Raw genomic sequence first — 21,543 nt, forward strand, 5'->3', positions numbered from 1 at the left:
GTCCTACCGCTGCTGCAACGACTCCCACAGCAGGAACCCGGTGAACAGCACGAACGGCGTGCACGCCAGCACGTTGAGCCAGCGGTGCTCCACGACGACCGCCACGAACTCCCGCAGGAACGCACTCGGCACGTAGTAGGCGGCCGTCCGCGCCCCGACGACCTGCGCCGGCAGGTCGAGTCGGCGGGCCAGGGTCGCGGCGCGGAGCACGTGGTAGTTGTTCGTGACGACCACGATCTGCCCGTCACGGCCGGCCGCGGTCTGCACGTCGCGCGACAGGCGCAGGTTCTCACGGGTGTTCCGCGACGCGGTCTCCGGTGCGACGTCGTCGGGGTCGGCACCGTTCGCCACCAGGTACTCCGCCATCGCGGTGCCCTCGGGACGGGGCTCGTCGTCGCCCTGGCCGCCCGAGGGGATCAGCAGGGGACGGCGCCCGGCGTCGCGTTCGGCGCGGTACACGGTGAGTGCGCGGTCGAGGCGGCTCCGCAGCAGGGGCGGGACCTCGCCGTGCACGAGCCCGGAGCCGAGCACCACGATCGCGTCCGGCACGACGCCGTGCCGGGTCCGGCCGTACACCACGGAGTAGACGGCGAAGGCGAGCAGGGACAGTGCGAAGTACCCGCAGACGAAGACCAGCAGGACGGCGAGTGCGATCCGGGTGCCGTCCCACAGCGTGAAGCCCGTGCCGCTGCCGGAGACGAACAGGGCGATGGCGACCGCGGGCAGCACGAACACGGCCACGCCCGCGGCGAGCGACAGCAGGTTGCCGAGACTGCGGCCCTCGGCACGCAGCATCTGGAACCCGTTGGCGATCAGGGCGACGCCGAGCACGACCACGGCCAGCGGCACGAGCAGCAGCACCACGGCCACGAGCACACCGAAGCCGGGCACCACCGCCGTCAGCAGCGCCGCGACCGTCGCGAGCCCGAACAGCAGGGCCGCCGTCAGGAACACCCCGTTGCGGAGCATCCGCGGATCGCGCCGCCGCCCCACCAGGTACAGCACCAGGAAGAGCAGGGCGAACAGGGGCGCGGCGCCGAGAGCGGTCACCGTCCGGCCGATCGGTGCGCAGTCACGCCACCACGGTACCGGCGGACCGGTCGGCCCGGCCGAGGGCGACCGTGCGTACCGGGGTCAGCCGACCGCGCGGCGGATCAGTTCGGCGACCCGTGCCTCGTCGGCCTCCGAGAACTCCGGGGTGATCGCCCACGACGTCGGCCAGAGCGTGCCGTCGTCGAGCGCAGCCGAGTCCTGGAACCCGAGCGTCGCGTACCGGGCCCCGAACTTCGCGGCATCCTGGAAGAAGAACACCGTCTTGCCGTCGCGGGCGTAGGCGGGCATGCCGTACCAGAGCTTGGGCGCCAGGTCGGGGGCGACCTCGAGCGCGATGCGGTGGATGCGCTCCGCCAGGCCGCGGTCCGCCTGGGGCATCTCGGCGATCTTCGCCTCGACCGCCGCGGCCGCCGCCGCCGCCTTCTCGGTCCTGGTGCCCCTCGTGCCGCGGGCGCGCTTGACCTCGGCGGCGTGCTCCTGCATCGCCGCGCGCTCCTCGTCGGTGAAGGTGGTCTCGGGCTTCGTCGTCCGTGCCATGGCCGGCTCCTTCCGTGTCTGCTGCTCCCATGATGGGACCGCGAAGCGGACGATGCCAGGCCGCAGGAAGTCCGGGGTGCCAGGCTCGGTGCATGACCTACATCGCCAGCGACGACCGCTACGACTCGATGACGTACCGACGGACCGGCCGCTCCGGCCTCGACCTGCCGTTGCTCTCCCTGGGGTACTGGCACAACTTCGGGGACGACGTGCCCTTCGAGAACCAGCGTGCGATCAGCCGCCGGGCCTTCGACCTCGGCATCACCCACCACGACCTCGCGAACAACTACGGCCCGCCCTACGGCGCTGCGGAGGTCAACTTCGGCCGCCTCATGCGCGAGGACTTCCGGCCGTACCGCGACGAGATGGTCATCTCGACCAAGGCCGGCTGGGACATGTGGCCGGGGCCGTACGGGCAGGGCGGTGGCTCGCGCAAGTACGTGCTCGCCTCGCTCGACCAGTCGCTGCAGCGCACGGGCCTGGACTACGTCGACGTGTTCTACTCGCACCGCCTCGACGCCTCGACCCCGCTCGAGGAGACCATGGGCGCCCTGCACACCGCCGTCCAGCAGGGCAAGGCGCTGTACGTCGGGATCTCGTCCTACGACGCCGAGCGCACCCGGCAGGCGGCGGAGATCCTCCGCGACCTCGGCACCCCGCTGCTCATCCACCAGCCCTCGTACTCGATGCTCAACCGGTGGATCGAGACCGAGGGTCTGCTCGACGCCGCCGGCGAGCTCGGCTTCGGCGTGATCGGCTTCACCGCGCTGGCGCAGGGGCTGCTGACCGGCAAGTACCTGGACGGTGTCCCCGAGGACTCCCGTGCGGCAGCGGGCAAGTCCCTCGACGCGTCGAGCATCACGCCCGAGGTCGTCGAGCACCTCCGTGCCCTGAACGAGGTCGCGGCCGCCCGCGGGCAGTCCCTCGCGCAGCTCGCCCTGGCGTGGGCGCTCCGTGACGAGCGGGTCACCTCGCTCGTGATCGGTGCCTCGCGGGTGTCGCAGCTCGAGGACAACGTCGCCGCGCTGGCGAACACGTCGTTCACCGACGAGGAGCTCCGCGCGATCGACGAGCACTCGGTCGGCATCGCCGACGTCGACCTGTGGGCGGGAGCCCGCGCGGGCGAGGTCTCCTGACCCGACCCCCGCGCCGCAGCAGGCGGCCCCCCCCCCCCCCCCCCGCCGACCGGTCACGACACGTCGCGGCTCGCTCGCCGATCGGTCAGGAACCGTCGGTCGGCGACGCCGCAGGCGACGACGTGTGACCGCTCGCTGCCGGCGGGCGGTGTGTCGCGACCGGTGCAACGGCCCCGGCCGGCGGGATGTCGCGACCGCTGCGGGCACTGGGCGCGCGACGCGGCGGACGGGAGGCACGGGACACGCCGTCCCGAGCCTCCCGTCCGTCGTCCGGTCGCCCCGCGTCGCGTGGCCGCCCCTCGACGGCCGGCCACGACACGTCGCGGCTCGCCCGCCGACCGGTCACGGACCGTCGGCGAGCGGCGCCGCAGGCGACGACCTGTGACCACTCGCCGACGGCGGGCGGGGCGTCGCGACCGGCGGGACGACCCGCGGACCCGGGCGGTACGATGGACGCCGTTCAGAACACGCAGTGTGTATCTACCGGCCGCCGGCACCCCGGCGGACAGCGGCGGCACCCGATGGGTCCGCCCCCACCGAACCGGGCCGGGCCGAGAAGGCACACCCCCATGCTCCACGACCGTCCCACCCGCGACGCCTCGCTCCTGTCCCTCGCCGGACGCTGGTACTTCCCCGTCGCGTTCATCGCCCGGCTGCCGTTCGCCATGATGGTCGTCGGCGTCCTGACCCTCGTCGTCGCGGCCCGTGACTCCGTCGCCCTCGGCGGCGTCAACTCCGCCGCCGTCGGCATCGGCTCCGCGATCTTCGGCCCGATGGTCGGCGCCGCGGCGGACCGCTTCGGCCAGCGGGCGGTGCTCGTCCCCGTCGGACTGGTGAACGCGGCGCTGCTCGGGTTCTTCCCGTTCGTCGTCAGCGGCCCCGCGCCCGACCTCGCGGTCCTCGCGGTCGCCTTCTGCATCGGCGCGTCGGCCCCCCAGGTCGCCCCGATGTCCCGCACGCGGCTCGTCGCGATCATCCAGCAGCGCATGGCCCCGGCGCGGCGGGAGAAGACCCTCAGCGGCACCATGGCCTACGAGTCCGCCGCCGACGAGACCGTGTTCATCATCGGCCCGTTCCTGGTCGGCATCCTGGCCAGCGCGATCGCCCCGTGGGTGGCCGTCGCCGGCGCCTCGGTCCTGACGTTCGTGTTCGTCACGGCGTTCGCGCTGCACCCGACCGGCAAGCTCGTGGTCGGCCAGCACGCGGAGCTGACGCAGGCACCCGCCCGGCAGCTCCTGCGCCCGCGGCTCGTCGTCGTGGTGATCGGCATCCTCGGCATCGGCCTGTTCTTCGGCTCGACGCTCACCTCGCTGACCGCGTTCATGGAGACCCACGGCGAGGCGTCGCAGGCCGGCCTGCTCTACGGCCTGATGGGCATCGGCTCGGCCGGGCTCGCGCTCGGCTCGGCGGCGTTCCCGCGTTCCTTCGGCCTCGGCTGGCGCTGGCTGGTCTTCGGGGTCGTGCTGCTCGGCGGCGCGATCGCGTTCGCCCGTGCCGACTCCGTCGTCGCCGCGGGCATCGTCCTCGCGATCATGGGCATCGGGATCGGCCCCACCCTGGTCGCCCAGTACAGCCTCGGCTCGGACCGCTCACCCGTCGGCCGGTCCGCCACCACCATGACGATCCTCGGGTCCGCCGTCATCGTCGGCCAGTCGATCGCCTCCGCCGTCACGGGGGACGTCGCCGAGCACCACGGCACGGCAGCAGCGATGCTGCTGCCGGCGGTCTCCGCCGCCGTCGTCGTGGTCGCCGCGGTGTGCAACCTGCTGCTGCCCCGCCGGGTCGCGACCGCCTGACCGCGAACGTGACGACCTGACGGACGGGAGGCCCGTGGCGGCGTCGCCACGGGCCTCCCGTCCGCACCGGGTCGGGTCAGGACTCGGTGTCGTCGACCAGCAGGTCCTCGTGCCGGTAGTCACCGGCGCGCAGGCCGGCGCGGGCGATCATGTGCGTCGACACCGGCACCAGGAACAGCTGGAACACGAGGATCGGCAGGACGACCCACAGCGCCGTCCACGTCCAGACGGCCACGACGACGGCCGCCAGCGCCAGGGCGAGCCCGAGCACCTGCGGCTTCGCCATCGCGTGCAGGCGCACGAGCGGGTCGGGGAACCGGACGATGCCGACCCCGGCACCGAGGGACAGCAGCGAGCCGACGAGCAGCAGGCCGATCGCGATCCACGCGCGGACCCCCGCGCCCTCGACGAAGGTCTCGATGATCTCGATCACGACTGCTCCTCCTCGTCGACCCGGTGTTCCGGGGTCGTTGCGGTCAGCCCCTCGTCGGACGGGTCCGACGACGGGGTGACGGCCCGCGCCACGGCGATGGTGGCGAACACGCTCGTCGCGGCGATGACCACGAGCACGGGGATGCCCGTCAGGTCGCGACGGAGCACCATGGCCGCGGCGATCACCACGAGCACGGTGGTCAGCACCATGTCGGAGCCGATCATCCGGTCCAGGATGGTCGGCCCGCGCACGATGCGGAACACCGCGAGGGCCAACGACGCCCCCAGGAGCGCCAGGACCAGCACGACGGCGATCCCCATGACGACGACCGCGGGGCTCACCGGGTCACCTCCGGCAGCGGTTCGGACAGCTCGGAGACGTCCTGCTCCGATCCGAGAGCCCGGATCACCATGGCCTCGATCGTCAGCGCCTCGCGCACGGCGGCGTCCACCTGCTCGGACCGCTCGGTGTCGAGCACGTGCAGCAGCAGGCGGCGTCGACGCAGGTCCACGTCGCCCACGTACGAGCCGGGCACCAGCGAGATCGCCAGGGTCGCCAGGGTGAAGGTCATCTCGGACGTGGTGTGCAGCTGCACGACCTTGATCGAGCTGCGCTGCACCCCCCTGGGACGGAGGGCGACCCACGCGACCCGGAACGACGCCACCACGACGAGCCCGGACCACACGACCAGGAACCGCAGGGCGTGGAGCACCGAGAACCGTGTCGACAGCGGCACCGGCGGGAGCGGCAGCGCCTGGGTGACGAGCAGCGCGACGACCACGCCGCACAGCAGCGTGAGCGGGCTCCACGACCCCCAGAGCAGCGCCCACAGGACGGTGAGCCCGGCGGCGAGCGGCACGTCGTAGCGCCACGCCACGACGATGCGTCGGGCGTTCGAGATGCGGCGGACGTCGGTCATCGCTCACCTCCGAGCACGGCTTGCACGTAGCGGTCGGGGGACTCCAGGGACTCCGCCGCGCGGGTCGCGTAGCCGTAGAGCGGTCCGGCGACGACGGTCAGGGCGACGGATCCGAGCACGGCGACCGTCGTCACGCCGACGAGCATGCGCGGCAGGCGCGCCCGCTCGGGCGCCTCGCCGACCGTCTCGGTCGCGCCCGTCGCCGGACTGGAGGCGCTGCTCGCGTGCGGTGCGTCGGTGACGGTGGTCGAGCCTCCCGGGTGGTACGCCTCGCCCGTCTCCTCGGAGACGGTCAGCGGTGCCGGTTCCGGCGACCGCAGGTGCGCGTGCGGCTCGGCGGTGGTGGCGTGCGGGGCGGCGGCCTCGGCCGCCGGCTTCGGCCGCCAGAAGGCGGCGTCCCACACCCGCATCAGCGCGTACAGCGTGAGCAGTGAGGTGACCACCCCGGCACCGATCGTGACGTAGGCCATCGGGGAGCCGTCCTCGGCGGCGGCGCGGAACAGGCCGAGCTTGCCGATGAAGCCGGAGAACGGCGGGATGCCACCGAGGTTGAACGCGGGGACCAGGTACAGCGCCGCCAGCAGCGGTGCGGCCTTCAGCAACCCGCCGAGCGACCGGGTCGACGTCGTCCCGCCCACGCGCTCCATCAGGCCGGACACCAGGAACAGCGTCGTCTGCACGACGATGTGGTGCACCGTGTAGAACACCGCGGCCGCCGTGCCCGCGACGGTGCCGAGGCCCACACCCATCACCATGAAGCCGATGTGGCTGATGAGCGTGAAGGACAGCAGCCGTTTCACGTCGGTCTGCGACACCGCGCCGAGCACCCCGACCACCATCGTCAGTGCCGCGACGACGAGCAGGACCTCGTTGAGCTGCGGGCGGGGGAAGATCACCGTCTCGAGGCGGATGATCGCGTAGATGCCGACCTTCGTGAGCAGGCCCGCGAAGACCGCGGTGACCGGTGCGGGGGCCGTCGGGTACGAGTCCGGCAGCCAGAACGCCAGCGGGAACACGGCCGCCTTGATGCCGAACCCGATGAGCAGCATCGTGTGCAGGAGCAGCTGGACGTGCTCCGGCAGGTCGGCGACGCGCTCGCTGATCTGGGCGATGTTCACCGTGCCGGTCGCGCCGTACACCAGGCCGATCGCGGCGAGGAAGATCGCCGACGCGATCAGGCTCGTCACGATGTACGTCGTGCCGGCGCGCACGCGTTGCTCGCTGCCGCCCAGGGTGATGAGCACGTAGCTCGCCACGAGCAGCATCTCGAACGCGACGTACAGGTTGAACAGGTCGCCGGCGATGAACGAGTCGAGCACGCCCGCGGCGAGCACCAGGTAGGTCGGGTAGAAGATCGTGACCGGGGCGTCCTCGTCGTCGGCAGCCAGGTTCTGCCCGACCGAGAACAGCAGGACGAGCAGCAGCACGCTCGCGCTCACGGTCAGCAGCAGGGCGCTCAGCCGGTCGACCACGAGCGAGATGCCGTACGGGGCGTCCCAGCCGCCGACCTGCACCACGATCGTGCCGTGCCGGTCGACGAGCACCATGAGCGTCGCGGCGACGGCCAGGGCGACGACGAGCACCGCGATGGTGATCGCCCGCTGGAGCTTCTGGTGGCGGAGGAGTCCGAGCGCGACCGCGGCGCCGAGCAGCGGGACGAGGACGAGGAGCGGGGCGAGCCAGGTCATCGGGTCGCCTCCTGTTCTGCGTCGGTGGTGGTCTCCGGGTCCTCGTCGGCCGGCTCGTCGCGGTCACGGCCGATGGCGGCGTCGGCCTCGTCGACCTCGACCTCGTCGGCGCGGGACAGCTGCCACGACCGGTGGATGAGGGCGAGCAGGAACGCGCTGACGGCGAAGGTGATGACGATCGCGGTCAGGGCGAACGCCTGGGGGAGCGGGTCGGTGATGCCGTCCGCGCCCTTGCCGATGGGCGGGTCGCCCGCGGCACCGGACATCACCAGCAGGAGCAGGTTGAGCGAGTTGCCGAGCAGCAGGAAGCCGAGCAGCATCCGGGTCAGGGAGCGTTCGAGCAGCAGGTAGACGCCGCACGAGAACAGGACGGCCATCGCGATCACGAGGACGAGGGTGACGGTCACGTGGCGCTCCCTTCCGGGGTGGGGGCATCGAGGGTGTCGGGGACGGACCCCTCCGTGGTGTCACGGGACGGCGAGGCGTCCTCCAGGCGCTGCCGGTCGACCTCTGCGCCGAGGCTGCGCAGGACGTCGAGCACCAGGCCGACGACGACCAGGTACACGCCGATGTCGAAGAACGTCGCGGTGACGAACTCGACGTGCCCGAGGACCGGGACGGTGGCCTCGAAGAACTCGGAGTACAGGGCCTCGCGGCCGAAGAACAGCGGCACGATCGCCGTGATGGCGGCGGTGGCGACGCCGAGGCCGAGCAGGCGGCCGGCACGGACCGGGGCGGCGGCGCCGAGTTCCGCCGGACCACCGGCCAGGTACCGCGCCGCGAGGGCGATGCCGGCGACCAGGCCGCCGGCGAACCCGCCACCGGCCGCGTTGTGTCCGGCGAACAGCAGGTACAGCGACAGCACGATCAGGCCGTGGAACAGCAGCCGGACGACCACGTCGAGCAGGGCCGAGCGGCCGGTGGGGATCGCGGCGCTCGTCGGCAGCCAGGCGCGGGGTTCGCCGTCGGTGCGCTCGCCGTTCGCGGTCAGGGTCTCCGGCAGGTCACGCAGTCGGGGCAGGGTGTCCTCGCGCGAGTTCACGAAGATCAGGCTCGCGACGCCGGTGGCCGCGGCGACCACGACCGTCAGTTCGCCGAGCGTGTCCCAGCCGCGCAGGTCGACGAGCGCGACGTTCACGACGTTCAGGCCGTGCCCGAACGAGCTGGTGAGTGCCGGCAGGTCGGGCCAGAGCGGTCGCGCCGTGCGGGCGGACGCGGCCACGACGACGACGATCGCCAGCGTGAGTCCGGCCAGTCCGGCGAACAGCGCCCGCACCACCCGGAACCGCGACGGGTTCGTCGTGGCGATGCGCGGGGGCAGCCGACGCAGCACCAGGACGAACGCGATGAGGGTGACCGTCTCGACGACGAGCTGGGTCAGCGCGAGGTCGACCGCGCCGTGCAGGACGAACAGGACGGACAGCCCGTACCCGGTGACGCCGACCAGGACCGCCGCGGCGAACCGGGTCTTCGCGGTCAGGACGGCGATCGCGGCGATCGACATCACGATCATCACCGGGACCTGGCCCCACGAGTCGGCGAACCGGACGTGGAACTCCCACGGTCCACCGAGCACCAGGTTCGCGATCGCCCCGGCGACGAAGACCGACAGGATGACCGTCAGGTAGTAGGGGAGCGAGCCGCGCTGCAGGCTGGCGGTGAGCCAGGTGGCGGCCCGGTCGAGCCCCCGCATGCCGCGTCGGTAGGTGCCGGCGGCGCTGGGTGACCCGGCGAGCCGGTGCTGCAGCGCCTCGACCGGACGGCGCAGGGCGAACAGCGTGACACCGCCCACCAGGGTGAGGGCGGAGAGCGCGAGCGCGGGCTCCAGGCCGTGCCAGAGCGCGAGGTGCGGGACCTCCTGGCCGGCGAGGGCGGCCGTCGCCGCCGCGGGCTCGATGCCGTGCGCGACCACGGGGGTCAGGAGTCCCAGCGCGAGCCCGGTCAGCGCGAGCACGGACGGCACGACACCCAGGCCGTGCAGGGCGTGCGGCTCGGTCGTCGCGACCCCGGGCTTCCGGGCGAAGGCGCCCCAGAAGAAGCGCAGCGAGTACGCCACGGTGAGCACGGAACCGATCGTCACGCCGATCAGCGCGAACCAGGCCCAGCCGGCGTTCGGACCGTGCAGCGACTCGGTGAAGCCGGTGAGCACGGCCTCCTTGGCGACGAACCCGACGGTCGGCGGGATGCCGGCCATCGACAGCAGGGCCAGCGCGGCGACGACCGCGAGCCACGGACGGGACCGGCCGAGTCCGCTGAGCCGGGCGAGGTCGCGGGTGCCGGTCACGTGGTCGATCGCGCCGACGACCAGGAAGAGCGTGGACTTGAAGGCCGCGTGCGCCACGAGCAGCGCGACGCCGCCGAGCGCGACGGCCGGGGCACCCCACCCGGCCGCGAGCACGAGGAACCCGAGCTGCGCCACCGTGCCGTACGCGAGCAGGAGCTTCAGGTCGGTCTGCCGCAGGGCGCGGTAGCCACCGACGAGCATGCCGAGCACACCGAGCACGGTGATGGTCTCGCGCCACCCCTCGAGCAACGCGAAGGCGGGTGCGAGCCGGGCCACCAGGTAGATGCCGGCCTTCACCATCGCGGCGGCGTGCAGGTAGGCGCTGACCGGCGTGGGGGCCGCCATCGCCGCGGGCAGCCAGAAGTGGAACGGCACGATGGCGGACTTCGTGAGCGCGCCGAGCAGGACCAGCACGACCGACACCGAGACCACGGTGCCGCTCGGCGGGTCGGCGACGATCCCGGACAACGAGGTCGTGCCCGCCGCGACGGAGAGCATGACGAGGCCGGCCAGCATCGCCAGGCCGCCCGCGGTGGTGACGACGAGCGCCTGCATCGCGGCGGCCCGGCTCGCCCGCTTGTCGGCGTCGTGCCCGATGAGCAGGTACGAGAAGACCGTCGTGGCCTCCCACAGCACGAACAGCACGATCACGTCGTCGGCGATCACGAGCCCGTACATCGACCCGGCGAACGCCGTCAGGACACCCGCGAACCGTCCCGTCCCCGGTTCGTCGCGACCGAAGTACGACGCGCAGTAGACGAGCACGAGCGCACCGACCACCGACACCACGAGGGCGAGCACCCACGACAGGGCGTCCATCCGCAGCGTGACGTCGAGGTCGAGCTGCGGGACCCACTGGTGCCGTTCGACCACGCTGCCGTGCAGGGCTCGGTCGGTCTGCGCGATCGTCAGCACGGCCGCCGCGGCGGGAGCGAGGGCGGCGACGTAGTACACACGGCGTCCGAGGACGGGCGTCAGGGCGGGGACGATCAGGGCGACGATCGCGAACGCGACGAGGACGAGGACCATCGGGCACCTCCTCGGGGTCGGGCTGCAGTCCGGCTCACTGGGCACTCACAGACTACGGATCGAGCCATGTGGAGAACCTGTGCGGGCGGACAGCCGACCGCTCAGGTCCGGCCGTGCGCGCGGGCGGGGATCTGGGTCGCGAGCTTGCCGCCGGAGACGTCGAGCAGGGTGCCGGTGATGTAGGCCGCGGCGTCGCTCGCGACGAAGACGAGCAGGTCGGCGACGTCGTCGGCCGTCTCCCACCGGCGCAGCGACAGCGTGTCGAGCAACCGGTCCTGCGCCTCGGCCGGCATGGTGGCGAAGCCGTTCATCGCGGTCGGCACCATGCCGGGCGCGTAGGCGTTCACGGTGATGCCCCACGGCCCGAGCTCGGACGCGAGCACCCGGGTGAACGAGACGACGGCGGCCTTCGACGCCGCGTAGGCCGCGCTCCCGACGCTGGGCACGATCGCCGCGAACGAGGCCGCGTTGATGATCCGACCGCGTCCGGCCGCCTGCATCACGGGTGCGACGGCCTGGCTCATCAGGAAGGTGCCGCCCAGGTTGACGTCCATGCAGCGGCGCCAGGCGTCCCACTCCAGCTCGGCGACGGTGCCCTCGACGTTGATCCCGGCGTTGTTCACGAGCACGTCGATCCTGCCGTGTCGCTCGACGACGTCGTCCACGGCGTCGCGCACCGACCGCGGATCGGCGACGTTGCACACGACGTGGTCGAGCGGGAACCCCGCCTCGAAGGCCAGGTCGAGCGCGACGACGCGGCAGCCCTCGGCGGCGAACCGTTCGGCGAGCGTGCGACCGATGCCGCGCGCCGCTCCGGTGACGACCACCACGCGGTCGGTCAGGTCCAGGTGCATCGTCGCTCCCGTCGTCGGTGGTGGGACGCCGCCCTGGCGTCCCACAGGACGGCCGGCGGGCGCCGGTGCCTGCAATGGTCATACTATTCGAGCATGACGGCGAAGGTGCTCTGGATCACGGGTGGCGGCAGCGGCATGGGGGCGGCGACCGCGGTCGCCGCGGCCCGCGACGGATGGGCGGTGGTGCTGAGCGGTCGGCGCGCGGACCGGCTCGAGCAGGTCGCCGCCGCGGTCCGGGCGGAAGGCGGGACGGTGACGGTGGAGCCGCTCGACGTCACCGACGCCGCCGCGGTCGCCGACACCCGAGACCGTGTGCTCGACCAGTACGGACGGATCGACGGCCTCGTCCTGGCCGCCGGCCTGAACACCCCGGCGCGACGGTGGGCCGACCAGTCGCTCGCCGACGTCCGTGCGGTGCTCGACACGAACACCACCGCCGTCGTGACGGTCGTCGACGCCGCCCTCCCGGCTCTCCGCGCCTCCGGTGGAGTGGTCGTCGTGGTGTCGTCCTACGCCGGCTGGTCCTTCCAACCGGGTGCGGGCGTCGCGTACTCGGCGAGCAAGACGGCGCTCGGGTCGATCGTCCGGACGCTCAACCAGCAGGAGGCCGAGCACGGCGTCCGCGCCACGCACCTGTGCCCGGGCGACGTCGCCACCGACTTCCTCGACCAGCGCCCGGAGGTCCCCGACGCGGCCGCGCGGCGCCGCATGCTCCAGCCGGAGGACGTCGCCGGGACGGTCGCATTCGTGCTCGGCGCCCCGGCGCACGTGCGGGTCGACGAGCTCGTGCTCTCGCCGGTCGCCCAGCGGTGACGAGCGCCTTCGACCGCGTCCTCGACCAGATCGGCGCCGCGGTCGTCTCCGGCGCGTTCGCGGCGGGCAGCCGCCGGAGCACCGACGACCTGGTGATCCGGACGGGGGCCAGTCGCAGCATCGTCCGCGAGGCCGTCCGCGTCCTCGTCGCCCTCGGCCTGCTCAGTGCGCGGCCCCGTGTCGGCGTCACCGTCCTCGGGGTGCGCGACTGGGACGTCCTGGACCCGCGCGTGGTGCGGTGGCGCCTGCAGGGGCCCGACGGTGAGCAGGTGGCCGCCGAGCTCCGTGCGCTGCGCGCCGCCGTCGAACCCGCCGCAGCGGCCGCAGCGGCCCTGCGGGCACGGCTCGACGAGTGCGCCGACCGACGGGAGGCACTGCGCACCACCGCGGACGAGCTCGCCGCCGCCGCGGCGCGCGACCACCGCCCCGACTTCGTGGCAGCGGACGTGCGGCTCCACCAGCTCGTGCTCGACCTGTCCGGCAACGCGCTGTACCGACGGCTGCACCGGGTCGTGGGTCAGGTCCTGCTGGAGCGCGGGAGCATCCGCCCCGACCGGCACGACGTCGGGCTCCACCGCGCGCTCGCACAGGCCGTCGTCGACGGTCGCGCGGACGACGCAGCCGAGGCGATGCGGGCGATCGTCGACCGGACGTGACCGGTGCGCCGCCGACCTGGGATGATGGGGGCGGCGCGTCGCCCGGACGCCCGTGGAGGGTGAGTCGTGGACGCAGCACAGGACCTCGTGGTCCAGCTCGTCGGCACCCCGTGGGCGTTCCTCGTCGTCGGTCTCGTGCTCGCCGTCGGCAGCGTCGCGGTGTTCCTGCCCAGCCAGGCGCTGGTCGTCGCGATCGGCACGCTGCTGGTGGGCGGTGACGGCGGGCTCCTGCCGGTGCTCCTCCTCGTGGTCGCGGCGACGGTCGGCATGGTCCTCGGCGACCTCGGGCTCTACCACCTCGCACGCTCGGTCGACCTCGGCTCCCGGTCGTGGTTCTCGCGTCCGAAGGTCCGCAAGGCCCGGGACGCCATCGACGGTCGCTACCGCGCCGCCCCCGGACGCATCGCGGTGCTCGGCCGCTTCATCCCGATGGGCCGTCTGACCACGAACCTGGTCGGCGCGGACAGCGGACTCGACCTCCGGCGGTTCCTGGTCAGCTGTGCGCTCGCCGACGTCGTCTGGGCCGCGTACTGCGTCGGCATCGCCGCGGCGACCGGGCACTGGAGCCGCGAGCAGCCCTTCCTCGTGACGGCGCTCGCGGTGGTCGCGTCGATCCTGCTCGGCTTCGTGATCTCGGCGATCGAGAAGGCCGTGCGACGACGCGGCGAGGCGACGGCCGCCGCCTGACGTCGTAGCGTGGGCACCCCGTTCGAAGGAGAACCCGTGCAGCTGGACGACCTGGTGCCCGACCCCGACGCGCTCGAGCGCATCGCCACCGGCAGCACCTGGGCCGAGGGGCCCTGCTGGATCCCGTCGACCCGGACGCTCCGCTGGTCCGACATCCCGGGCGACCGGATCCTGCAGTGGCACGCCGGGTCCGGGGAGACCTCGGTGTACGCCGACTCTGTCGAGTTCACGAACGGCCGCACGCTCGACCGGGACGGCAGCGTCGTCCAGTGCTCGCACGGGATGCGCCGCGTCGAGCGGGACCGCGACGGGGTCGTCACGCCCATCGTCGACACGTCGAACGGCGTGCGGTTCAACTCGCCGAACGACGTCGTGGTCGCGCGGGACGGTGGTGTCTGGTTCACCGACCCCGCCTACGGCATCACGCAGCCGCGCGAGGGGCACCCGGGTGTCCGGGAGTACGGCGACCACTGGGTGTTCCGGTGCGGACCCGAGGGCGAGGACCTGCGTCCGGTGGCCACCGACCTGGACGAGCCGAACGGGTTGGCGTTCGACCCGGACGAACGGGTGCTGTACGTCGCGAGCTCCTCGGGCGACGAACCCGTCATCCGTGCCTACGACCGGCGGGGCGACCTGCTCAAGAACGGCCGGGTGTTCGCTCGTCTCGAGTCCGGCGAGGGGGCGCCGGACGGCATCCGGGTCGACGTGCACGGCAACGTGTGGTCGTCCTCGCACCGTGGTGTCGTCGTGTTCGCGCCCACGGGCGGACGGATCGGCACGGTCGCCGTCCCCGAGGTCGTGTCGAACCTGTGCTTCGGCGGTGACGACGGCACGACGCTCTTCCTCACCGCGACGACCTCGGTGTACCGCATCGCCACGACGACCCGGGACGCTGCCGTATCCTGACCCGGCCATGCAGTGCGACTACTTCGACCGCGGGGTGTGCCGGTCGTGCACGCTCATGGGTCAGCCCTACGCCGACCAGGTGCTCGACAAGGAGCTCCGGACGCGCGAGCTCCTGCACGACGCCGTCGAGGCAGCCGGTGGACCCGGGGCCGTGGCCTGGGAGCCGGCCGTCACGAGCCCCGAGTCCGGCTACCGCAACAAGGCGAAGATGGTCGTCGGCGGGTCCGTCCAGCACCCCACCGTCGGCATCCTCGACCACCGGCAGCGCGGGGTCGACCTGCGGCACTGCGGCATCTGCACGCCGGGGATCCGGCGGGCGCTCCCCGTCCTGGCCGACTTCGTGTCGTCCGCCGGGCTCATCCCGTACGACGTCGCCGCACGTCGTGGTGAGCTGAAGTTCGTCCTGGTCACCGAGTCGCCCGACGGCGAGCTGATGATCCGGTTCGTGCTGCGGTCCGAGGGGCAGCTGCCGCGGCTCCGACAGCACCTCGACGCCCTGCGCACCGTGCTGCCCGACGCGGTGGTGGTCACGGCGAACCTGCTGCCCGAGCACAAGGCCGTCACCGAGGGCGACCGCGAGATCGTGCTCACCGAGCAGGAGACGCTGCCGATGCGGCTCGGCGGCATCACCATGCACCTGCGGCCGCAGAGCTTCTTCCAGACGAACACCGGCGTCGCCGCCGAGCTGTACGGGCAGGCGACGGCGTGGATCGACGAGCTGGACCCGGCGTCGATGTGGGACCTGTACTGCGGCGTCGGCGGCTTCGCGCTGCACGCGGCACGGCCCGGCCGAGCCGTGACGGGGATCGAGACGAGTGCCGAGGCGATCCGGTCGGCCAAGCAGTCCGCTCGTGAGGCCGGCCTCGAGGGGCTCCGGTTCGCCGCCGACGACGCCACCGAGCACGCGATCCGGGCACGACCGGACGCGGTGCCGGAGCTCGTGCTGGTCAATCCGCCGCGACGGGGGATCGGAGCGACCCTGTCGACCTGGCTCGAGGAGTCCGACGTGCAGCACGTCGTGTACTCGAGCTGCAACCCGATCACCCTGGCGAAGGACCTGGCGCGGATGCCGAGCTTCCGCCTGCGTCGCGCGCGGGTACTCGACATGTTCCCGCAGACCGGTCACCTGGAGGCCGTGACGCTGCTCTCCAGGGTCTGATCTGGGCGGATGCATCAGCATTGCCAGGGAATTGCCAAGGTCCTGTACCCGGGTACGGCGGATGACCATGGGCATGGGGATCGGGACGTTCAGGTCGCAGGAGGGGTACATAGCACGAACGGGTAGAACCGACGGTCTCGGTTTGATAACGGTGACGAGACACCTATGGTTGCCGACCGAGGTGCCGCCGGCCCGATGACCACTGCCCCCGGTGGCGCACCCCACAACTGACCGCGATCGGTCGGGGTGGGCAGTGGATCCCGCAGCAGATGCGGCTCGTGACCCCGGTGGAGCAATCACATGAAGAAGCTTTCCCGTACCCGCACCATCGTCGGCGGCCTCGCGTTCGCCGGCATCGCCGCGACCGGTGTCGGCCTCGCGGCGTCCCCCGCGAACGCCGCGTCCGGTTCGACCTGGGACCAGCTCGCGCAGTGCGAGTCCGGCGGCAACTGGGCCATCAACACCGGCAACGGCTACTACGGCGGCCTGCAGTTCAACCTCGGCACCTGGCAGGCGAACGGTGGCACGGGCAACCCCGCCGCTGCCAGCCGCGAGGCACAGATCGCCGTCGCCGAGCGCGTCCTCGCCTCGCAGGGCTGGGGTGCCTGGCCCGCCTGCTCCGCCCAGCTCGGGCTGAGCGGCACGAGTGGTGCGGCCCCGGCCGCCGCTGCTCCCGCGCCGGCACCGGCACCGGCACCCGCGCCCGCCGAGCAGGCCGCACCGCAGCCCGCCGCCCCGGCTGCTCCCGCCCCCGCCGAGCAGGCGGCGCCGCAGCCGGCCGCGCCGAGCACCACCGAGTCGGCCCCGGCCGCGCCGAGCAAGCCCGCTCCGGTCAAGACGAGCGGCAAGACGTACACGATCGCCTCGGGTGACACGCTCGACACGATCGCGACGAAGCTGCAGATCGAGGGCGGCTGGAAGCAGCTGTGGGCCGCGAACACGTCGACCATCGACGACGCGAACCTGATCTACGCCGGCCAGGAGCTCCAGCTCCCCGCCTGATCGCTCCGGAGATCGACCACGACGACGCCCCACGACCTCGAGTCGTGGGGCGTCGTCGTGCGTCCGGGCCGGGCGGGCCTACTGCGGGTGGTCGGTGAGCCAGGCGGCGACGTCGTCGGAGCGGAGCGCCTGGGACAGCGACGTGACCTCCAGGTCGTTCAGCGTGACGATCGACTGTCCGTCCGGCAAGGTGCCCGAACCCGCGGTGGGCACGGTGAAGGTGACGAGGTCGTCGGCCCGCACGTTCCGCAGCGACCAGCCGAGCTCGACGAGTCGTGCGAACGACAGACCGGCATCGACCGACAGGTACTCGCTCGTCGCCGCGACGAAGTCCTGGATGCGCTCGGGGTCCGTGGTCGTGCCGCGGGACAGCAGCCCGTCCACGACGCCGTGCATGAACGCCTGCTGGTTGCGCACGCGGGTGTGGTCGGCGTCGGCGAAGGCGTACCGCTCCCGCACGAACACGAGCGCCGCGTCGCCGTCCAGCCGGTTGGCGCCGGCCGTGAACTCGTGGCCCCGGGCGGAGAACGCCTGTGACGAGTCGACGGTGACGCCGCCGAGGGCGTTCGTCATGTCGCGGAACCCCGCGAAGTCGATCTCGGCGACGTGGTCGACGCGCACGTCCAGCAGGTGTTCGACCGTCTGCACGGTCAGGGGGACGCCGCCCCACGAGTACGCGGCGTTGATCTTGGCGCGGCCGTGCCCGGGGACGTCGACCCACGAGTCCCGCATGATCGACATGAGGTAGACCGCCCGGTGGTCCGCGGGGACGTGCGCCAGCATCAGGGTGTCGGAGCGCCCGTCGGTCCTGGTCGGGCCGCCGTCGGGATCGCCCTGCGCGCGGGAGTCCGAGCCGATGAGCAGGATGTTCTCGCCGTCGGAGTCGACGGGACGGGTACCGGCGGGGAACGGCTCGCGGATGACCTCCCGCCCGGCGTCGAAGCTGCGGGCGAGGCCACCGACGAACACGCTCGCCACGACGGCGATGACGGTGGCGATGCCGACCAGGGAGCCGAGCGTCGCGACCAGGGCGACGAGGAACGGACGGCGTCGACGCAGCGGCGGGCGGGCGGCTCGTTCGGCCTGTTCGGCGGCGGCGCGTGCCGCCCGACGTTCGGACATGCGGGGCTCCAGCTGGTTCCGGGTCGGCGGACGTCCGACTCCACCAGCCTACCGCATGTGGTATTTCAGATCGAAACGGTCATGTACCAGGGGGTCCGGCCAGCACCGCGCGCAGGGCCGAGCGGAGCGCTGCGTCCTCGGGCAGGACCTCGCGCTCGATGTGCCGCGCGGTCTCCCAGGCCGCCCGCCCGGTCGCCGTCACGGTGACGATGCGGCGGCGTCGGTCGGCCGGGTGCGGTGATCGTTCGACCAGACCGTCCCGCTCCATCCGCTCCAGGGTGCGCGACATCGTCTGCGGTTGGACGCGCGCCGTCCGTGCCAGGGTGTCGGCGCCTGTCGGGCCCGTCCGGATCAGGATGTCCACCGCGACGACGGCGGCGTGGGACAACCCGACGGCCCGGAGTCGTTCGTCCCAGTCGCGTTCGACCGAGCGGGCCGCGGCCGCGAGCAGTCGACCGAGGGGCCACTGGTCGGTCGTGTCCTGCATGGTGCGATCCTACGGTCGCCACCTCGGCCGTCCGGTCAAGTAGTCAGCATGCTGACGACCGGTGTACGCTCACCGACGTGTCCCGCTTCCTCCGCTCCGTCCTGCCGGCACTGGTCATCGTGGTCTGGCTCGCCGTCGCCGCCGTCGGCGGTCCGTTCTTCGGCAAGATCTCCGAGGTGTCCACGAACGATCAGACCTCGTTCCTGCCGGCCTCCGCCGACGCCACGAAGGTGCAGGAGCGGTCCGCCGAGTTCCGAGAGGAGTCCGGCGCCCCGGCGATCATCGTGGTCGAGCGCGACGGTGGACTGACGCCGGCCGACCTCGGCGACGCGGAGGCACTCGCCGCGACCCTGTCCGACCGCGCCGACGTCCAGGCAGTGAGCCCCGTGATCCCGAGCGAGGACGGTGACGCGGCAGAGATCGTCGCCACCCTCACGCAGGACGCCGAGACCGGGGATGCGGTCGAGGCCATCCGGGCGGATGTCGCCGATGCGCTCCCGTCGGGTGTGCGCGGCTTCGTCACCGGTCCCGCCGGGTTCACCGCGGACCTGACCGAGGCCTTCGCCGGTATCGACGGACTGCTGCTCGGGGTAGCGCTCGCCGCGGTGTTCGTGATCCTGATCGTCGTCTACCGGTCGCCACTCCTGCCGGTCCTGGTGCTCGGCACCGCCACCTTCGCCCTGTGCGCCTCGATCCTCGTGGTGTGGTGGCTCGCGAAGGCCGACGTCGTGACGGTCAACGGCCAGGTGCAGGGCATCCTGTCCATCCTCGTCATCGGCGCCGCGACCGACTACGCGCTCCTCTACACGTCCCGGTACCGCGAGGCGCTGCGCGACCACCGCACCGGATGGGACGCGACGAAGGCTGCGCTGCGGGGGAGTCTCGAGCCGGTCCTGGCCTCCGGCGGCACGGTCGTCGTCGGTGTCCTCTGCCTGCTGCTCTCCGACCTCAACTCGAACAAGGCCCTCGGCCCCGTGGCGGCGATCGGCATCGTGTTCAGTGTCCTCGCCGCGCTGACGCTCCTGCCCGCCCTGCTCCTGGCGTTCCGCCGTGCGGCGTTCTGGCCGTTGCGCCCCGCCTTCGGCAGCGCCCATCCCGTGCTCACCGGCCCGGACGCCCGCGGCACCTGGGCGCGCGTCGGTCGGCTCGTCGCGCGTCGCTCCCGGGTCGTGTGGATCGTCTGCACGGTCGGCCTGCTCGCGATGGGGGCCGGCCTGGTCGGGCTCGAGGCCGACGGCGTGCCGCAGAGCGACCTGGTCCTCGGGTCGTCGCAGGCCCGTGACGGACAGGACGTGCTGGCCGACCACTTCCCGGGCGGCTCCGGCAGCCCGGCGCAGGTCATCGGCGCGGAGCGCGACCTCGACCAGCTCGTCGACGCGGTCACCGCGGTGGACGGCGTCGACGGTGTGGTCGCCGCAGCGAAGGACAGCCCCGCCGGCACCGTCCCGGTGACCGGGGATGCCGGCGGCAGTGGCGCGCCGACCGTCTCCCGCGGTGACGTCCTGCTCGAGGCGACGCTGTCCGACCCTGCCGACTCGGACGCCGCCGAGCAGACCGTGCGCGACCTCCGCACCGCCGTCGAGCGGATCGACCCGGGAGCCATCGTCGGCGGCGTCACCGCGACGGCGGTCGACACGAACGACACCGGGATCCGGGACCGCACGCTCATCATCCCCGTGGTGCTCGTCGTCATCCTGCTGATCCTGATGCTCCTGCTGCGCAGCGTCGTCGCGCCGCTCGTGCTCATCGGGAGCGTGATCGTGTCGTTCGCGGCGGCCCTCGGCGTCGGCGCGCTCGTCTTCGACCACGTGTTCCACTTCCCCGGCGCCGACCCGAGCGTCCCGCTCTACTCGTTCGTGTTCCTGGTCGCACTCGGCGTCGACTACAACATCTTCCTCATGACCCGGGTGCGCGAGGAAGCGCTGCGGCACGGTCCGCGCGAGGGCGTCCTGCGCGGCCTCGGGGTGACCGGCGGGGTGATCACGTCGGCCGGGATCGTGCTCGCAGCGACCTTCGCGGCCCTCGGCGTGATCCCGATCCTGTTCCTGGCGCAGATCGCCTTCGTCGTCGCGTTCGGCGTGCTGCTCGACACGATCGTGGTGCGTTCGCTGCTCGTGCCGGCGCTCGTGTACGACCTCGACCGTCGGGCCTGGTGGCCGTCGCGCCTGTCGCGCTCGAGCCCTGACATGTGACACGCTGGTTCCATGCCAGTTCCCTCGACGCAGCCCGCCGCCGAGCGCAAGCTCCTCCGCGACACCGTGCAGGACAAGATCCGCGACGCCATCATGGACGGCACGCTCGAGCCGGGGGAGCGGCTGAACGACGACGACCTGATCGCGTGGCTCGGGGTCTCCCGCACGCCGATCCGCGAAGCCCTCGCCGAGCTGGCCCGGGCCGGCCTCATCGAGATGGCACCGAACCGCTACACCCGGGTCGCGGCCCCGACGAATGACGAGCTCCTCGACGCCTACCGCACCTTGGGCGTCATCTACGGCGGTGTGGTGCGGCTCGCGGTGCCCCGGTTCTCGGACGCGCAGCGCAAGAAGATCGTGAAGATGCTCGACGACGTCGTGGCGCGCATCGGTTCGGACGGCCAGGACCAGGTCGCCCGCGAAGGCTCGGACATCTACGCGCAGTGGGCCGACGCCTGCGGGAACCCGTCGCTCGTCCAGCTGTGCCGCTCCACCACCGACGGACTGTCCTTCAAGCTCCGGGTGCCCGAACTCGCCGAACTCGTGCCGGCGGACGTCGTCCTGCCCGAGCTCGCGAAGCTCAAGGACGCCGTCCTGGCGAAGGACCCCATCGCGGCTGAGCTCGCGATGGAGGCGATCCACCTGCTCCCGACGCGCGACTGACGCGACGAGCGCGACCCCGCGACGGACGGGAGGCCCGTGGCGGCGCCGCCACGGGCCTCCGGTCCGACCGGGTGACGGCGAGTACGGGGTGACCTTCCAGGCGCATCCCATGTCCGTTCCGCGCGTG

21 protein-coding genes are annotated in these 21,543 nt (G+C 72.6%); 10 read left to right on the forward strand and 11 right to left on the reverse strand.

Annotated elements, in window-relative coordinates:
• Positions 1 to 3: 3 nt before the first annotated feature.
• Positions 4 to 1,050, reverse strand: a complete 1,047-nt coding sequence (locus tag I8920_RS01260; RefSeq protein WP_232832780.1) for a YdcF family protein — start codon at positions 1,048 to 1,050, stop codon at positions 4 to 6.
• Between the two features lie 84 nt (positions 1,051 to 1,134).
• Positions 1,135 to 1,590 carry an iron chaperone gene (locus I8920_RS01265; protein WP_198657403.1) on the reverse strand — a complete coding sequence of 152 codons (456 nt, stop codon included), beginning with the start codon at positions 1,588 to 1,590 and terminating at the stop codon, positions 1,135 to 1,137.
• A gap of 92 nt (positions 1,591 to 1,682) precedes the next feature.
• Here I8920_RS01265 and mgrA point away from each other — a divergent pair, with 92 nt between their 5' ends.
• Together mgrA and I8920_RS01275 are read left to right on the forward strand one after the other, a co-directional pair.
• Positions 1,683 to 2,726, forward strand: a complete 1,044-nt coding sequence (gene mgrA, locus I8920_RS01270; protein WP_198657404.1) for an L-glyceraldehyde 3-phosphate reductase — start codon at positions 1,683 to 1,685, stop codon at positions 2,724 to 2,726.
• Positions 2,727 to 3,295: 569 nt separating this feature from the next.
• Complete coding sequence (locus I8920_RS01275) at positions 3,296 to 4,522, forward strand: MFS transporter (RefSeq protein WP_198657405.1); 1,227 nt, start codon at positions 3,296 to 3,298, stop codon at positions 4,520 to 4,522.
• Between the two features lie 76 nt (positions 4,523 to 4,598).
• Here the strand turns inward: I8920_RS01275 and mnhG are convergent, their stop codons facing one another.
• The 7 genes from mnhG to I8920_RS01310 form a co-directional block, all read right to left on the reverse strand.
• Positions 4,599 to 4,955: a monovalent cation/H(+) antiporter subunit G gene (gene mnhG / locus I8920_RS01280; RefSeq protein WP_198657406.1), complete on the reverse strand. Its 357-nt coding sequence runs from the start codon at positions 4,953 to 4,955 to the stop codon at positions 4,599 to 4,601.
• Positions 4,952 to 5,296: a sodium:proton antiporter gene (locus I8920_RS01285; protein ID WP_198657407.1), complete on the reverse strand. Its 345-nt coding sequence runs from the start codon at positions 5,294 to 5,296 to the stop codon at positions 4,952 to 4,954. The genes mnhG and I8920_RS01285 overlap by 4 nt, the downstream gene beginning before the upstream one ends.
• On the reverse strand, positions 5,293 to 5,874 hold the full coding sequence (locus I8920_RS01290; RefSeq protein WP_198657408.1) for a Na+/H+ antiporter subunit E: 582 nt from the start codon (positions 5,872 to 5,874) through the stop codon (positions 5,293 to 5,295). Before I8920_RS01290 ends, I8920_RS01285 begins: the two co-directional genes overlap by 4 nt.
• The gene (locus I8920_RS01295) at positions 5,871 to 7,562 is read right to left on the reverse strand and encodes a Na+/H+ antiporter subunit D (RefSeq protein ID WP_198657409.1); all 1,692 of its coding nucleotides are present in this window, start codon (positions 7,560 to 7,562) and stop codon (positions 5,871 to 5,873) included. The genes I8920_RS01290 and I8920_RS01295 overlap by 4 nt, the downstream gene beginning before the upstream one ends.
• Entirely contained in the window at positions 7,559 to 7,969 is a 411-nt protein-coding gene (locus tag I8920_RS01300) for a Na(+)/H(+) antiporter subunit C (RefSeq protein ID WP_198657410.1), read from the reverse strand. Before I8920_RS01300 ends, I8920_RS01295 begins: the two co-directional genes overlap by 4 nt.
• Positions 7,966 to 10,875, reverse strand: a complete 2,910-nt coding sequence (locus I8920_RS01305; RefSeq protein WP_198657411.1) for a Na+/H+ antiporter subunit A — start codon at positions 10,873 to 10,875, stop codon at positions 7,966 to 7,968. The genes I8920_RS01300 and I8920_RS01305 overlap by 4 nt, the downstream gene beginning before the upstream one ends.
• A 101-nt stretch (positions 10,876 to 10,976) precedes the next feature.
• Positions 10,977 to 11,729 carry an SDR family NAD(P)-dependent oxidoreductase gene (locus I8920_RS01310; RefSeq protein WP_198657412.1) on the reverse strand — a complete coding sequence of 251 codons (753 nt, stop codon included), beginning with the start codon at positions 11,727 to 11,729 and terminating at the stop codon, positions 10,977 to 10,979.
• A gap of 93 nt (positions 11,730 to 11,822) precedes the next feature.
• On the opposite strand from I8920_RS01310, the gene I8920_RS01315 reads away from it, so the two are divergent.
• From I8920_RS01315 to I8920_RS16260, 6 genes are all read left to right on the forward strand, one after another.
• Complete coding sequence (locus tag I8920_RS01315) at positions 11,823 to 12,542, forward strand: SDR family oxidoreductase (RefSeq protein ID WP_198657413.1); 720 nt, start codon at positions 11,823 to 11,825, stop codon at positions 12,540 to 12,542.
• Positions 12,539 to 13,198 carry a FadR/GntR family transcriptional regulator gene (locus tag I8920_RS01320; RefSeq protein ID WP_198657414.1) on the forward strand — a complete coding sequence of 220 codons (660 nt, stop codon included), beginning with the start codon at positions 12,539 to 12,541 and terminating at the stop codon, positions 13,196 to 13,198. Before I8920_RS01315 ends, I8920_RS01320 begins: the two co-directional genes overlap by 4 nt.
• 66 nt (positions 13,199 to 13,264) lie before the next feature.
• On the forward strand, positions 13,265 to 13,885 hold the full coding sequence (locus tag I8920_RS01325; protein ID WP_198657415.1) for a DedA family protein: 621 nt from the start codon (positions 13,265 to 13,267) through the stop codon (positions 13,883 to 13,885).
• Positions 13,886 to 13,927: 42 nt separating this feature from the next.
• A complete protein-coding gene (locus I8920_RS01330; RefSeq protein WP_198658567.1) occupies positions 13,928 to 14,791 on the forward strand; it encodes an SMP-30/gluconolactonase/LRE family protein in 864 nt (287 codons plus the stop codon).
• A 7-nt stretch (positions 14,792 to 14,798) separates the two neighbouring features.
• Positions 14,799 to 15,950: a 23S rRNA (uracil(747)-C(5))-methyltransferase RlmC gene (gene rlmC / locus I8920_RS01335; protein WP_198657416.1), complete on the forward strand. Its 1,152-nt coding sequence runs from the start codon at positions 14,799 to 14,801 to the stop codon at positions 15,948 to 15,950.
• Between the two features lie 300 nt (positions 15,951 to 16,250).
• The gene (locus tag I8920_RS16260; RefSeq protein WP_198657417.1) at positions 16,251 to 16,952 is read left to right on the forward strand and encodes a LysM peptidoglycan-binding domain-containing protein; all 702 of its coding nucleotides are present in this window, start codon (positions 16,251 to 16,253) and stop codon (positions 16,950 to 16,952) included.
• Between the two features lie 78 nt (positions 16,953 to 17,030).
• On the opposite strand, the gene I8920_RS01345 is transcribed toward I8920_RS16260, so the two are convergent.
• Entirely contained in the window at positions 17,031 to 18,074 is a 1,044-nt protein-coding gene (locus I8920_RS01345; protein ID WP_198657418.1) for an LCP family protein, read from the reverse strand.
• 79 nt (positions 18,075 to 18,153) lie between these two features.
• Entirely contained in the window at positions 18,154 to 18,561 is a 408-nt protein-coding gene (locus tag I8920_RS01350) for a MarR family winged helix-turn-helix transcriptional regulator (RefSeq protein WP_198657419.1), read from the reverse strand.
• Between the two features lie 77 nt (positions 18,562 to 18,638).
• On the opposite strand from I8920_RS01350, the gene I8920_RS01355 reads away from it, so the two are divergent.
• Positions 18,639 to 20,753, forward strand: a complete 2,115-nt coding sequence (locus tag I8920_RS01355) for an MMPL family transporter (protein ID WP_198657420.1) — start codon at positions 18,639 to 18,641, stop codon at positions 20,751 to 20,753.
• Between the two features lie 12 nt (positions 20,754 to 20,765).
• Positions 20,766 to 21,416 carry a GntR family transcriptional regulator gene (locus I8920_RS01360; RefSeq protein WP_198657421.1) on the forward strand — a complete coding sequence of 217 codons (651 nt, stop codon included), beginning with the start codon at positions 20,766 to 20,768 and terminating at the stop codon, positions 21,414 to 21,416.
• The last annotated feature ends 127 nt before the right edge of the window (positions 21,417 to 21,543 follow it).

The organism is Curtobacterium sp. YC1, from assembly GCF_016267665.1.
Lineage (GTDB): Bacteria > Actinomycetota > Actinomycetes > Actinomycetales > Microbacteriaceae > Curtobacterium.

What these genes read in the sequence shown, in the direction of transcription:
- I8920_RS01265 (WP_198657403.1), bottom strand. Translation starts at nt 1,590, where the DNA reads ATGGCACGGACGACGAAGCCCGAGACCACCTTCACCGACGAGGAGCGC.
- mgrA (WP_198657404.1), top strand. Translation starts at nt 1,683, where the DNA reads ATGACCTACATCGCCAGCGACGACCGCTACGACTCGATGACGTACCGA.
- I8920_RS01275 (WP_198657405.1), top strand. Translation starts at nt 3,296, where the DNA reads ATGCTCCACGACCGTCCCACCCGCGACGCCTCGCTCCTGTCCCTCGCC.
- I8920_RS01290 (WP_198657408.1), bottom strand. Translation starts at nt 5,874, where the DNA reads ATGACCGACGTCCGCCGCATCTCGAACGCCCGACGCATCGTCGTGGCG.
- I8920_RS01295 (WP_198657409.1), bottom strand. Translation starts at nt 7,562, where the DNA reads ATGACCTGGCTCGCCCCGCTCCTCGTCCTCGTCCCGCTGCTCGGCGCC.
- I8920_RS01305 (WP_198657411.1), bottom strand. Translation starts at nt 10,875, where the DNA reads ATGGTCCTCGTCCTCGTCGCGTTCGCGATCGTCGCCCTGATCGTCCCC.
- I8920_RS01310 (WP_198657412.1), bottom strand. Translation starts at nt 11,729, where the DNA reads ATGCACCTGGACCTGACCGACCGCGTGGTGGTCGTCACCGGAGCGGCG.
- I8920_RS01315 (WP_198657413.1), top strand. Translation starts at nt 11,823, where the DNA reads ATGACGGCGAAGGTGCTCTGGATCACGGGTGGCGGCAGCGGCATGGGG.
- rlmC (WP_198657416.1), top strand. Translation starts at nt 14,799, where the DNA reads ATGCAGTGCGACTACTTCGACCGCGGGGTGTGCCGGTCGTGCACGCTC.
- I8920_RS16260 (WP_198657417.1), top strand. Translation starts at nt 16,251, where the DNA reads ATGAAGAAGCTTTCCCGTACCCGCACCATCGTCGGCGGCCTCGCGTTC.
- I8920_RS01345 (WP_198657418.1), bottom strand. Translation starts at nt 18,074, where the DNA reads ATGTCCGAACGTCGGGCGGCACGCGCCGCCGCCGAACAGGCCGAACGA.
- I8920_RS01350 (WP_198657419.1), bottom strand. Translation starts at nt 18,561, where the DNA reads ATGCAGGACACGACCGACCAGTGGCCCCTCGGTCGACTGCTCGCGGCC.
- I8920_RS01360 (WP_198657421.1), top strand. Translation starts at nt 20,766, where the DNA reads ATGCCAGTTCCCTCGACGCAGCCCGCCGCCGAGCGCAAGCTCCTCCGC.